At 61.7% G+C, this 11802-nt stretch carries 13 protein-coding genes; 2 read left to right on the top strand and 11 right to left on the bottom strand.

Annotation, left to right across the window (positions count from 1 at the left end; all coding sequences use genetic code 11):
* Window position 1: 1 nt before the first annotated feature.
* From GRI65_RS04330 to GRI65_RS04320, 3 genes are read right to left on the bottom strand one after another with little or no spacing between them, the layout of a single operon-like run.
* The gene (locus GRI65_RS04330) at window positions 2-556 is read right to left on the bottom strand and encodes a rod shape-determining protein MreD (RefSeq protein WP_160755268.1); all 555 of its coding nucleotides are present in this window, start codon (window positions 554-556) and stop codon (window positions 2-4) included.
* Window positions 553-1443: a rod shape-determining protein MreC gene (gene mreC, locus GRI65_RS04325; protein WP_160755267.1), complete on the bottom strand. Its 891-nt coding sequence runs from the start codon at window positions 1441-1443 to the stop codon at window positions 553-555. The genes GRI65_RS04330 and mreC overlap by 4 nt, the downstream gene beginning before the upstream one ends.
* A 13-nt stretch (window positions 1444-1456) precedes the next feature.
* On the bottom strand, window positions 1457-2500 hold the full coding sequence (locus GRI65_RS04320) for a rod shape-determining protein (RefSeq protein ID WP_160755266.1): 1044 nt from the start codon (window positions 2498-2500) through the stop codon (window positions 1457-1459).
* Window positions 2501-2693: 193 nt separating this feature from the next.
* Here GRI65_RS04320 and mutL point away from each other — a divergent pair, with 193 nt between their 5' ends.
* Complete coding sequence (gene mutL / locus GRI65_RS04315) at window positions 2694-4508, top strand: DNA mismatch repair endonuclease MutL (protein ID WP_160755265.1); 1815 nt, start codon at window positions 2694-2696, stop codon at window positions 4506-4508.
* On the top strand, window positions 4508-5017 hold the full coding sequence (locus GRI65_RS04310; RefSeq protein WP_160755264.1) for a hypothetical protein: 510 nt from the start codon (window positions 4508-4510) through the stop codon (window positions 5015-5017). The genes mutL and GRI65_RS04310 overlap by 1 nt, the downstream gene beginning before the upstream one ends.
* 6 nt (window positions 5018-5023) lie before the next feature.
* Here the strand turns inward: GRI65_RS04310 and GRI65_RS04305 are convergent, their stop codons facing one another.
* The 8 genes from GRI65_RS04305 to GRI65_RS04270 form a co-directional block, all read right to left on the bottom strand.
* The gene (locus GRI65_RS04305) at window positions 5024-5485 is read right to left on the bottom strand and encodes a MaoC family dehydratase (RefSeq protein ID WP_160755263.1); all 462 of its coding nucleotides are present in this window, start codon (window positions 5483-5485) and stop codon (window positions 5024-5026) included.
* Window positions 5486-5510: 25 nt separating this feature from the next.
* Complete coding sequence (locus GRI65_RS04300; protein ID WP_160755262.1) at window positions 5511-6263, bottom strand: MauE/DoxX family redox-associated membrane protein; 753 nt, start codon at window positions 6261-6263, stop codon at window positions 5511-5513.
* Window positions 6264-6304: 41 nt separating this feature from the next.
* Window positions 6305-7102 carry a DUF1206 domain-containing protein gene (locus GRI65_RS04295; protein WP_160755261.1) on the bottom strand — a complete coding sequence of 266 codons (798 nt, stop codon included), beginning with the start codon at window positions 7100-7102 and terminating at the stop codon, window positions 6305-6307.
* 61 nt (window positions 7103-7163) lie between these two features.
* Entirely contained in the window at window positions 7164-8264 is a 1101-nt protein-coding gene (ychF, locus tag GRI65_RS04290; protein WP_160755260.1) for a redox-regulated ATPase YchF, read from the bottom strand.
* A gap of 77 nt (window positions 8265-8341) precedes the next feature.
* Window positions 8342-9352: an SDR family oxidoreductase gene (locus GRI65_RS04285; RefSeq protein WP_160755259.1), complete on the bottom strand. Its 1011-nt coding sequence runs from the start codon at window positions 9350-9352 to the stop codon at window positions 8342-8344.
* A 39-nt stretch (window positions 9353-9391) separates the two neighbouring features.
* Window positions 9392-9961: an aminoacyl-tRNA hydrolase gene (pth, locus tag GRI65_RS04280; RefSeq protein ID WP_160755258.1), complete on the bottom strand. Its 570-nt coding sequence runs from the start codon at window positions 9959-9961 to the stop codon at window positions 9392-9394.
* 95 nt (window positions 9962-10056) lie between these two features.
* A complete protein-coding gene (locus GRI65_RS04275; RefSeq protein WP_160755257.1) occupies window positions 10057-10722 on the bottom strand; it encodes a 50S ribosomal protein L25/general stress protein Ctc in 666 nt (221 codons plus the stop codon).
* 175 nt (window positions 10723-10897) lie between these two features.
* Window positions 10898-11800, bottom strand: coding sequence for a TraB/GumN family protein (locus GRI65_RS04270; protein ID WP_160755256.1), 903 nt, complete (start codon window positions 11798-11800; stop codon window positions 10898-10900).
* Window positions 11801-11802: the final 2 nt, after the last annotated feature.

Raw genomic sequence — 11802 nt, 5'->3', positions numbered from 1 at the left:
GTCAAAACTTCCTGAAGCGGGTCAGGCGCAATCTGTCGAGACGGGCAATCATACGGGAGATAATGGGGAACAGCAGGACAGACAGCAAGAGCTGCGGCACCAGCGCCAGCAGCATCGGAAACGATCCATGCGCTCCGGACAGCAAGGTTGCAACCAGTAGGTAGACGATGATGATCAGTGCAGCGGTGAGCCAGTCCTGGACAAAGCCGTGCCAGGGGAAGCGGGCCTCCAGCGCTTCGATCGCGACCAGCGTCATCGACCATAGCAGGATCGCGCTACCGAAAGGAAAACCGCTGAACAGGTCGTCCCAGATGCCCAGCGGGAAGCCGGCCCAGATCGGGATAATGCCGGGCCGGATCAGCCGCCAGCCGATCAGGGCCATGAAGCCCATTGGCGGAACCAGGGGGACCGCGCTGGCAATGAACAGCATCGGCAGGACCGAGCCGAGCAGGATGCTGGCCAGCGGAATGCCATAGGCGAGAAGACTGGAATGACGGCGGTCTATGCGGCTGCCGAACTCGTCGCGCCGAACCGCTCCGCGATAGGCTGTCCTCATTCGCTCAGCTCTTCTTCGACCGGGGTCGCCGCGCCGCTGATGGCGTCGGGCTGCCAGATCGGATCGACGGAGACGAAATCGGTAGCCGCCGGATCGCTGATGATCCGTGCCAGGGCACCATCATTTGTCAGTTCGGACACTACTGCCACAGCGACCCCGGGCCGGTAATATCCGCCTGAACCGCTGGTCACGAAGACATCGCCAACCTCGAGCGGGTTGATGCCGAGATTGATCAGCCGGATACGCAGAAGTCCATCTCCGCGTCCTTCGGCGAGCGCGACGACGTTGTCCTGCGCGCGGCGGACCGGCAGCACGCTCTGGCTGTCCGTCAGAAGCAGGATTCGCGAAGAATTCCGCCCGACCTCGAGAACTCGCCCGACAACGCCGCGAGGGCCTCGGACCGGCATACCGGCGGTGACCCCGCGCGAAGAACCGGCACCGAGGTAGGCGAACCGGCGAGTGCTGGCTGCGGTCGAACCGACGATGCGGGACACGACCACCGGCTCCACTTCAGCTTCCTGCAAGGCCAGGAGCGCCTTGAGGCGCTTGTTTTCCTGCTCCACCGCTTCCGCTTCGGCCAGCCGGATGCGGGCGAGCTCCATCTCGCGCTTGAGTTCCGCATTCTGGCTGCCGGCGCGGTAATACCCAGTGATGCTTTCGATGAGGCCCCGACTGGTGGTGCGCGCTTCTGCGGACACTTCCCCGACCGGCGCAACGGCGTCCGCCGCGATCATGCGCGGACCGTTGAAGTTGGCCGGACGCCACAGCGACAGGCCAAGCAGGACCGCACCGACGAGCGCACCGATACCAGCCACTACATAGCCGGTGAAAATTCCGTATTGCGCCCTACGCGAAAAGCCGGGGCGCCGTTTGGAAGGCGGCGCCATGATTGTCCCTTCCTCAGGCGGTCATCAACACGCCGCGATAGATGGGATCTTCCATGGCGCGGCCAGTGCCGATTGCCACGCAAGAAAGCGGATCTTCCGCGATGCTCACCGGCAGGCCGGTTTCTTCGCGTAAATGTGCGTCTAGCCCGCTGATAAGCGCGCCGCCGCCGGTCAGGACGATACCCTGGTCAACGATGTCGGCCGCCAGTTCCGGGGCGGTATTTTCCAGCGCGATCCGGACACCCTCGACGATGGCGCCGATGGGTTCCGCCAGCGCTTCGGCCAGATGGCCCTGGTTGATGGTTATCTCCTTAGGCACGCCGTTGACGAGATCGCGGCCCTTGAGGGTGATGGTCAGACCGATGCCGTCTTCCGGCGGAACTGCGATGCCGTATTCCTTCTTGATGCGTTCTGCGGTGGATTCGCCGATCAGCAGATTATGGTGACGGCGAACATAGGACACGATTGCTTCGTCCATCTTGTCACCGCCGGTGCGGACCGAGGTGGTGTATGCCAAGCCGCGCAGCGATAGAACCGCGACTTCGGTAGTACCGCCGCCGATATCAACAACCATGGAACCGACCGGTTCGGTCACCGGCATGTCCGCGCCGATCGCGGCCGCCATCGGTTCGAGGATCAGGTAAACCTGGCTGGCACCGGCGTTGCTGGCCGCATCGCGGATCGCGCGGCGTTCGACCGAGGTGGAGCCCGAGGGAACGCAGATCACGATTTCCGGGTAACTGAACATGCTTTTCTTGCCGTGAACCTTGCGGATGAAATGCTCGATCATCTTTTCCGCAATTTCGATATCCGCGATAACCCCGTCACGCAGCGGGCGGATCGCTTCGATGCTGTCGGGGGTCTTGCCCATCATCATCTTCGCATCGTCGCCCACGGCCTTGACCTTGGTGATGCCGTTGAGCGTTTCGATCGCCACCACGGACGGCTCGTTCAAAACGATGCCGCGCCCTTCAACATAAACCAGCGTGTTCGCCGTGCCGAGGTCGATCGCCATGTTCTGCGACCCAAATTTGAAGAGGCGGGAGATGAAGCTCATTGCGAGGTTGAATCCATAAAATTTGCGGTGCTTCAGCGCAGCACTTGGCAGCCGTTGCGACCCGCTTATGACAGGGAGTGCGCTCCCCTTAACCAAACGCTAGGGAAAACACCAAAAATTTATGTTAACAGCCCACCGATTTTTTACCATCGGCCTCGAATTAGCGGCGCTTCACCGCTAGGTTCGATTTCTGATGCCGGAAATCCGCCGCCTCCCCGAATCCCTTGTCAATCGTATCGCTGCTGGAGAAGTGGTGGAGCGGCCCGCCGCTGCGCTCAAGGAACTGGTGGAAAACGCCATCGACTCCGGTGCCCGTCGTATCGCGGTTCAATTGGTTGACGGCGGCCTTGCCCGGATCGAGGTGACCGACGATGGCTGCGGGATGAGTCCGGCGGAAATGGCCCTTTCGCTCGAACGCCATGCTACTTCCAAATTGCCTGACGAAGCAATCGAGATGGTCGCGACGCTGGGCTTCCGGGGTGAGGCTTTGCCTTCCATTGCCAGCGTTGCACGTTTCACTTTGGAGAGCCGGCCACAAGGCGGGGAGCAGGGTTGGCGGCGGGTGGTCGACCATGGAGCGCTGGTGGAAGATGGACCCGCCGCACTGCCACCGGGCACCCGCGTCCGGGTCGAACAATTGTTCCACAAAGTACCGGCGCGGCGGAAATTTCTCCGTACCGCCCGTAGCGAATATGCCGCGTGCAAGGATGTGGTGCACCGCCTGGCAATGGCACGTCCCGATGTCGGTTTCACGCTCGATCATGGCGACCGGCGGATCCTCAGCCTGCAACCGGGTGAATCTGTCGCCACGAGGGTGGCAGGGATCATCGCCCGCGAACTGGCCAACAACGGTGTGGCGATCGAACTGGAGCGTCCCACGGCGGCCGGCCCGATGCGATTGACCGGCATCGCCGGCCTGCCGACTTACAACCGCGGGGTAGCCGACCACCAATATTTGTTCGTCAATGGCCGCCCGGTAAAAGACCGGCTGCTGACAGGGGCGGTGCGCGGGGCCTATTCCGATATGTTGGCGCGCGACCGGCATGCGGTGCTGGCGCTGTTTCTCACCCTGCCGCCGGAAGAAGTCGACGTTAACGTGCACCCGGCCAAGACCGAAGTCCGCTTTCGTGACGGGCAAGCGGTCCGCGGCTTTATTGTTTCCGGGCTGCGCCAAGCCTTGGCGACAGGGGACCGGCGCAGCGCACAGTCGCCCGATGTCGCGGCAATGGGCCGGTGGCAGTCGGAACCGCTGGCCGAACCCTCGCCCGCCCTGCGCTCGATGTTCGAAGGGCGCGACTGGTCTCCGCCTTCCACGGGACACCTCGCATCCCCGCGGCCCGAGTGGCGGGGGGCGCAGGGCGAGACACTGGCGGTTCCGATGGGCCGGGCGGAACAGGCAGAAGAACTGTCGCCGCAAGCTGCCGAATACCCGCTCGGCATTGCGCGAGGCCAGGTCGCCAACACCTATATCGTCGCAGAAGCGGCGGACGGGTTGGTGCTGGTCGACCAGCATGCCGCGCACGAACGCCTCGTGCTTGAACGCCTTCGTGCGGCAGGCGGTGAAGACGCCGTCAAACGCAGCCAGGCGTTGTTGCTGCCCGACGTCGTCGAAATGGAGGAAACCGCCTGTGACCGGCTCGAGGATGCGGCGGACAAACTCGCCGCACTGGGCTTGGTGATCGAGCGCTTTGGGCCCGGCGCCATGCTGGTCCGCGCGGTTCCCCAAGCGCTCGGCAAGAGCAATCCAGAAGCGCTGCTGCGCGACATCGACGATGATCTGGCCAAGCATGGCGAGGCGCTGCTGCTGGGCGAAAAACTCGATCTGGTGTTGGCCACGATGGCCTGCCACGGATCGGTCAGGGCAGGGCGCACCCTCTCGGTCGCGGAAATGAACGCTTTGCTCCGCGAGATGGAACGAACGCCCCGTTCGGGCCAGTGCAACCATGGCCGCCCGACCTGGGTCAAACTGTCGATGGGTGACGTCGAAAAACTGTTCGGGAGACACTGATGGAACGGCGTGCCACCTTTTTGGTATTTGTTACTGCGAGCCTCTTCGGGGCCTGCGCGGAGGAAGTGAACCCCGCCGAGCAGGCGCGGATAGATGCCGAGAAAATCGCGGCAGTCGAACGGGCCAACATCGTCCCTCCCGACCCTATTTCGCCGCAGCGGATCGACTTCCCCGATTATGAGGAAAACGATCTCTACGGTTCAGGCTGCGCCTTCGTCCCGAAGGGCACAGCGATGCATCCGATCGCGCTGACGCAGGGCGAAACGGCGTTCATGAAAATCGACGACAAGATGGTCCGCTTCGCCCCGGACAAGGGCAGCAAGCAGGGTCCATTCGGGACGTGGCAGAAATATGACGGCAAGGTCCATTCGGTCCGCCTGCTGGTTGCCCCCGGGGACGGTAAGGCGTCAGGCAGCGAAACTGTCGCCTATCCCGCGACGATCTCTATCCGTAACGGCCGTGACCAGATCGTCTATCAGGCGAGCGGCACCGCCCAGTGTGGGTTCTAGGCCCAGCTAATCCTCACTATCGCCGTGATCCCGGACGCGGATCAGGCCGTTGGAAACCATTTCGAGCACCACTTCGCCGTCTTGGTTGAAAGTCTGGCTTTTCGATTTGAAGATGCCCATTTCCGGGCGTGATTTGCTGCGCCGCTTTTCGAGGATTTCGCTGCGACAGGAGAGCGTATCGCCAGGATAGACCGGCTTCACCCAGCGCAGATGGTCGACGCCGGGCGAACCGAGCCCGGCCTGCTGGTGGATTTTCATGTCTTCGACCATCATCCGCATGGTCATCGCGCAGGTGTGCCACCCACTTGCCGAAAGCCGACCGAAATGAGTTTGTGCGGCGGCTTCGTCATCAAGATGGAACGGCTGCGGATCATAAGCTTCCGCGAATTTCATCACTTCGTCTCGGGTAACTTCGTAGTGCCCGAAGGTCTTGGACGATCCGACCATAATATCTTCGAAATACAGCATGCGAACTCCGCTAACCCGCCAGCGGTCAATAGGCCAGCATCCACAGGGCCATAGCGACCATCGCGAGATTCTCCGACAGGGAAACGAACCCGAGCGGAACGTTTCCGCTACCGCCGACGCACGCGCATTTGATCTCGCGCTTCTGGATCTGGACCGCATAGAATACCGAAACCGCTCCTATGGTCCCGATTGTCAGCGCCACGGGGATCGAAATCCACGGCAATACGCGTCCCGCCATCAGGATCGCAGCCAGCGCCTCAAGGTAGGGATAGGCGTAGGAATAGGGAACAAAGCGCTTGGCCAGCAGATCGTAACCGACGAACATGCTGGAGAATTTCTCGACATCCTGCAGCTTGAGCATCGCCAGCATCGCCATTGAAAACGCGATGAACCATTCCCCAGTCCGGATGGTCAGCGGCATTCCGTAAACGAACTGGCTGATCGACAGCGCCAGCGCTGCCGCGACGGCAAATACGGCCAGCACCGGCCGATAACTCGTGGCGTCCGGATCGGGCAGCGGATTGCCGAAATGACGGCGCAGTTCGGTGTAGCCGCCAATCCTGCGGTCCCCGATAAAGGTCTGCGGCGTCGTCTCAACGCCGTGTTCGCGCTTGAACGCATCTGTCTGTTCACGGGTGGTGAGGTGGTGATCCTCGACCGCGTACCCCTCGCGCTCGAGGAGCCACTTGGACTTCACCCCGTACGGACAGACATGCTTGTCCATCACCATCCGGTAAAGTTTCGCAGTTTCGCGCGTCTTGGAGGATGAAGTGCTCATACCACGTAAATATACCCCCCACGGGTATTTTCAAGGGACGGTCATGCCCGAAACGATGGGATCTTACCGCGTGTGTCCATGTCAGGAATGATCCGGTAACGCGCGAGGATGAAGCTGAAGATCCCGAACACCAGCAGGCCCGCAGCGACGAGGGTGAACACAAAACCTTCGCCCGAAAGCGAAGCCACAGCATCGCCCAGTGTCTTGATCTGATCGGTCCCGCTCGACATGAAGCCCGCCTTGACCAGCGACCAGCCAATGACAATGAACACCGCCGCGCGCGCCAAAAAGCCCGCGCCGCCAAGCCAGCGTGTGGAGTCCGGTGCCTGGGGACTGATACGGTTCATGAAGGAACCCGTGACGCCTTTTTTCGCCTGAGCGAACGCCGCAACAAAGAATAACAGGCCGAGAATGCCGAGCACGGCACCGCCGAGCGTCACCGACAGGATACCGGCCGCGGCGTCCTGCGCTCCATTTCCGCCGCTGCCAGAAGAAGTTGCAAATTTATATGCCGAAAATGCGAGTGCGAAATGACCGATAGCGCTGCCGGCGTGGCCGATACGCGTGCCCCAGCCGACTTTGTCAGAACCATGATTTTCGATGTCGAAGAAAGTCGAGGCTAGTCGGAACAATGCGTAGGCCGAAAGGCCCACCACCATCAGCCACAAGATCGCCATTCCGGCCGGAAACTCCTCGATCGCAATGAAGATGCCATCGGTACCTTGGGCGATCTTTCCAGCACTGGTCAGGGCGATTAGCCCGAGAACCGTATATAGGATTGCGCGGCTGAAATAGCCGACGCGCACGAGGGTTCGGAAATTCTCGGACTTGTCTATCATGTGGTCATTTCTCGCCTGTTGTTTGCCTTGCAACGGGCGTGGCGAGAAAAGGTGCCGAGATTTAGACGTTGAATTTGAAGTTCAGGATGTCTCCGTCCTGGACGAGGTATTCCTTGCCTTCCTGCCGCAGTTTGCCCGCATCGCGCGCACCGCTTTCGCCGCCGAGCGATACGAAATCCTCGAACGCGATGGTTTCCGCCTTGATGAAACCGCGCTCGAAATCGCTGTGGATCTCGCCCGCCGCCTGCGGAGCCTTCGCGCCCTTGGGGAATGTCCACGCGCGGGCTTCTTTCGGACCGGCCGTGAAATAGGTCTGCAGTCCAAGCAATTCGTAGCCCGCGCGGATCACGCGGGCGAGGCCGCTTTCCGACAGACCGAGTTCCGCGAGGAATTCGCCGCGATCTTCGGCGGGCATCGTCACGAGGTCCGCCTCGATGGCGGCGGATACGACCACCGACTGCGCGCCTTCGGTCTTGGCTTTCGCCGCGACTTGCTCGGACATCGCGTTGCCGGTAGCCGCGTCTTCCTCGGCGACGTTGCAAACATACAGCACCGGCTTCGCGGTCAGCAATTGCGCCTGCTCGAACACCCGTTCTTCCTCGATATCGGCGGGAACGGTCAGCCGTGCTGGCTTGCCTTCGCGCAGCAATTCGAGCGCCTGCCCCAGCACGCTGGCGAGGACCTTTGCTTCCTTGTCACCGGCCTTGGCTTTTTTCTCCGCTGCCGGAACGCGCTTTTCGAGGCTTTCGAGGTCCGACAACATCAGTTCCGTCTCGACCACTTCGGCATCGGACAGCGCATCGACCTTGTTCGCGACATGCTGGATATCGTCATCTTCGAAGCAGCGCAGCACGTGTACGATGGCATCGACTTCCCGGATATTGGCGAGGAACTGGTTGCCGAGGCCTTCGCCCTTGCTGGCGCCTTTGACGAGTCCCGCGATGTCGACGAACCCGAGCTGGGTTTCGATGATCTTCGCGCTTCCGGCTATCTTGGCGATCTGGTCAAGGCGCGCGTCAGGCACGGCGACCTGGCCGACGTTCGGCTCGATCGTGCAGAACGGGTAATTGGCCGCCTGCGCAGCCTGCGTCTCTGTGAGCGCATTGAAAAGGGTGGACTTGCCGACATTGGGCAGCCCGACGATCCCGCAACGGAAACCCATCGAAAACTCCGGAAGTAAGAACTGGAGCCGGCGCTTAGACCCGCGCGGCCCGCATTACCAGCCCGCTCGTCCATGGGCTACGTGTTGTGAACCGCCTTGATCCAGGGTCCGTAGGGCGTTTCGCCCAGCCAGCCGACCTGCACCCGCGCGCTGGTCTCGTTGATCGGCAGCTGCGGTTTACCGCCTGGATGGACCGCGCGGCGAAGTGGGCGGGTGCCCGGCGGCATCGAGGCAATCTCGGCGATCGCGTTCGGCACATCCATGGGATCGGCGCTGCGGCCGGAACCATCCTCGGTGCCCATCCGGGCGACCATCTCAGGATAGCCGCTCGTATGGATATCTTTCGCCCGGGTTTTCAAAGCGATGTTGTATGCGTTGCGGTTCTTCCAGACATCGGTCGGATAGCCGCCAGGCTGGATGATGGTGACTTCGATATTGTGGGGTACCAATTCATAGGCGAGCTGTTCGCCCAACGCTTCGACGGCGAATTTGGTCGCGGAATAATGGCCGCCCCCGGGGACGATCACGCGGCCGAGCTGGCTGGAGATCATGAATATCTGTCCCGATTTCTTTGCCCGCATACCGGGCAGCACCGCGCGAACCAGCCGGTGGTAGCCAAGCACGTTGGTGTCGAACGCCAGCTTGGTCGCTTCCATGTCCTGCACCTCGACCGGTCCGGTGATCCCGACCCCGGCGTTGTTGACCAGAATGTCCAGCGCCCCGCCATTGATCCGCTCGGCCTCGGCAACTCCGGCAGTTACCTGCGCATCGTCGGTAACGTCGATTTCGAGGACATGGATGTCGAGGCCATCGCGTTTCGCCAGCGCCTTTAACTCGTCTGCCTCAGGGCGGGGCAGACCGCGCATCGTTGCAAATACCTTCGCGCCAAGCCGCGCGTAATGTTCCGCCCCAAGCCGACCGAAGCCGGACGAACAGCCGGTGATGAGTACCGATTTGCCGGCCATGTCGGGCTTGGCGGATACGATGGTATCCTGCGCGGCGGAACTGGTTGCAGCGAGGGCGGTGGTAGCTGCCGCGCCGGCCAACAGGGTCCGGCGGTTGATCGAAAGAGGCTTGGTTGAAGGCATGAGCGGAATCTCCTTGATGCTTTCCGCAAGCGTACCAGATTATTCCTGCAAACGCAGCGCCACGTCGTTCATGAATCGCGCATCATCGCCTTTCGCCAGCCAGTCAGACTCGGAGCCAATGGCTGCCAGCGTGCTGATCAAATCGTCCTGTTCCGCCTTGGCATAGTTGCCCAGCACATATCCATGCACCCGGTCCTTGTGCCCCGGATGGCCGATCCCGATCCGGACCCTGCGGAAATCACTGCCCAAATGCTGGTCGATCGAACGCAGTCCGTTGTGTCCCGCATTGCCGCCGCCCTGCTTCACCTTGACCTTCATCGGTTCAAGGTCGAGTTCGTCATGGAAGACTGTCAAGGCATCCAGACCAAGCTTGTAGAACCGCATCGCTTCACCCACTGCGCGGCCGCTTTCATTCATGAACGTCGCGGGCTTCAGTAGGATGATCCGCTGCCCGCCGATCCGCCCGTCCTGCATCCAGCCGGAGAATTTCTTCTGCACCGGCCCGAATTCGTGCCTCCCGGCGATCACATCGACCGCCATGAAGCCGACATTGTGCCGGTGCATCGCATATTGCGGACCGGGATTTCCGAGGCCTACCCAAAGCTGCATTGGCTTCTCCTAGCCATGTTGGCTGCAAAACAAAACGCCGACCTTCCCATGGGAAGGCCGGCGTCCTGAAAACTTCGAAACTGGGAAGGTAGCGATTACTCGCCGGTATCTTCCTCACCAGCCTCTTCTTCCGCAGCGGAAACTTCAGCGGCTTCGTCAGCCTCGTCATCGGTGGCGCCATCCTGGCTCTTCAGTGCCGAAGGAGCAACGATGGTGGCAATGGTGAAGTCACGATCGGTGATCGCGCTGACGGAACCTTCCGGCAGTTCGACATTGCTGATGTGGATCGAATCGCCGACTTCCAGACCGGTAACGTCGATATGGATTTCGTCGGGGATCTTGTCGCTTTCGCAGACCAGTTCCAGATCGTGACGGACCACGTTGAGAACGCCGCCCTTCTTGAGGCCGGGGCTGGCTTCTTCGTTGATGAATACGACCGGGATGCTGACTTCGATCTTCGAATCCTTGGACAGGCGGAAGAAGTCGACGTGCAGTGGCTGGTCGTTGACCGGGTGAAAGGCAACATCCTTCGGCAGGGTGCGCACGGACTTGCCGCCGACTTCGATCATCACGATCGAGTTCATGAAGTGGCCGGTGCCGAGCTGACGGTTCAGTTCCTTGGCTTCGACGTGGATCGGGGCAGGATCTTCGCCGCCGCCATAGATGACAGCAGGTACTCGGCCTTCGCGACGCAGTGCACGGGAGGCTCCCTTGCCAGCCCGTTCGCGCGTCTCAGCCGGCAGGGTCAGAGCTTCGCTCATGGTAATTGCCTTTCGAAATGCATTATATGATCTTCCGTCTGCCAAGCCTCCAGGGATGACCTTGGCCGGAAGCGCGCGCCTTTACGGGGAAACCGCGGGATTGACAAGCAGGAATGGGCCTCGCGGCTTCGGACGTGATGAACGGGAGTGGTCGGAAAGCATCCCGGCCCGCCGGTCACTGTACGCGCGTGACGGTGTAACCCCGTTGCTCCATCAGGCTGGGCAGACCCTCGGGGCCGGCCATGTGGGCGGCGCCGACGGCGATCAGGGCGGGCGGTACGGCAGGTAGCAGCGCGTCCAACTGGTCCGCCCAATCCTCGTTCCGGCTGACCAGAAGGGCGGTGCGCAATTGCGGAGAGGACAGGAGGCCTGCGGAATTCTCGCGGGCCAGGCTGTCCATATCGCCGCTGCGCCAGATCTGGGCGAGTCTTGCGCTTTCTTCGGAAGTATCCCGCCCCTGCTTCACCACGGCGGCCAGCAAATCGCGCTGGTCGCTCTCGGGCAGCGTATCGAAAATGCCGAGTTGGCGGACCGCTCCTTCCAACTCGCGGACCGGACGGCCTTCGAACCGCCGCAGCAACGCTCGGTCGACACCGTTTTCCGGGTTTCCGCCGCGAACGCCCTGCGCCAGCATCAGCGCAGCCGCCCAGCTTTCGGTCGCGGTAAAGTCACTGTCGGAATACGAAGTCGCGGCCAGCATATCACGCAGCGCCGCCTGATCCCCGGCGGGCAATCTACGGGACAGTGGCGGCAACCCTTCGGTGCGCGCAAGCCGGGCAAACACATGCGAAATCGCCGCGCTGTCCTCCAGCGCGGCGATCTCTACAATCAACAGATCGGCATCGTCGACGGCGTCCGATATGAGTTCGGTTTCCCACGTCGTGCCGTCCGGAAGCGAATGGATGGTGCCGAACAGCCAGCCTTCCACCGTCCCGTCTGCCGAGGCGAGTTCCCACATGGCGGGAAGGGGGGCTGCCTGTTCGTCGGTTCGCTCACCTTCGCCAGCGGGCTTCTCTCCGCAGGCTGCGAGGCCCAGCGCACAGGCCAATGCCAGCGCAGCGGAGAGAAACGGCCGCATCT

The sequence above is a fragment of the Allopontixanthobacter sediminis genome, assembly GCF_009828115.1.
Taxonomy (GTDB): domain Bacteria; phylum Pseudomonadota; class Alphaproteobacteria; order Sphingomonadales; family Sphingomonadaceae; genus Allopontixanthobacter; species Allopontixanthobacter sediminis.
Note: the sequence above shows the minus strand (reverse complement) of the source record. Positions and strands in the feature narration are given on the sequence as shown.

Excerpts from the sequence above, each read along its gene's own strand:
- GRI65_RS04330 (WP_160755268.1), bottom strand. The coding sequence starts at position 556 with ATGAGGACAGCCTATCGCGGAGCGGTTCGGCGCGACGAGTTCGGCAGC.
- mreC (WP_160755267.1), bottom strand. The coding sequence starts at position 1,443 with ATGGCGCCGCCTTCCAAACGGCGCCCCGGCTTTTCGCGTAGGGCGCAA.
- GRI65_RS04320 (WP_160755266.1), bottom strand. The coding sequence starts at position 2,500 with ATGAGCTTCATCTCCCGCCTCTTCAAATTTGGGTCGCAGAACATGGCG.
- mutL (WP_160755265.1), top strand. The coding sequence starts at position 2,694 with ATGCCGGAAATCCGCCGCCTCCCCGAATCCCTTGTCAATCGTATCGCT.
- GRI65_RS04310 (WP_160755264.1), top strand. The coding sequence starts at position 4,508 with ATGGAACGGCGTGCCACCTTTTTGGTATTTGTTACTGCGAGCCTCTTC.
- GRI65_RS04305 (WP_160755263.1), bottom strand. The coding sequence starts at position 5,485 with ATGCTGTATTTCGAAGATATTATGGTCGGATCGTCCAAGACCTTCGGG.
- GRI65_RS04300 (WP_160755262.1), bottom strand. The coding sequence starts at position 6,263 with ATGAGCACTTCATCCTCCAAGACGCGCGAAACTGCGAAACTTTACCGG.
- GRI65_RS04295 (WP_160755261.1), bottom strand. The coding sequence starts at position 7,102 with ATGATAGACAAGTCCGAGAATTTCCGAACCCTCGTGCGCGTCGGCTAT.
- ychF (WP_160755260.1), bottom strand. The coding sequence starts at position 8,264 with ATGGGTTTCCGTTGCGGGATCGTCGGGCTGCCCAATGTCGGCAAGTCC.
- GRI65_RS04285 (WP_160755259.1), bottom strand. The coding sequence starts at position 9,352 with ATGCCTTCAACCAAGCCTCTTTCGATCAACCGCCGGACCCTGTTGGCC.
- pth (WP_160755258.1), bottom strand. The coding sequence starts at position 9,961 with ATGCAGCTTTGGGTAGGCCTCGGAAATCCCGGTCCGCAATATGCGATG.
- GRI65_RS04275 (WP_160755257.1), bottom strand. The coding sequence starts at position 10,722 with ATGAGCGAAGCTCTGACCCTGCCGGCTGAGACGCGCGAACGGGCTGGC.
- GRI65_RS04270 (WP_160755256.1), bottom strand. The coding sequence starts at position 11,800 with ATGCGGCCGTTTCTCTCCGCTGCGCTGGCATTGGCCTGTGCGCTGGGC.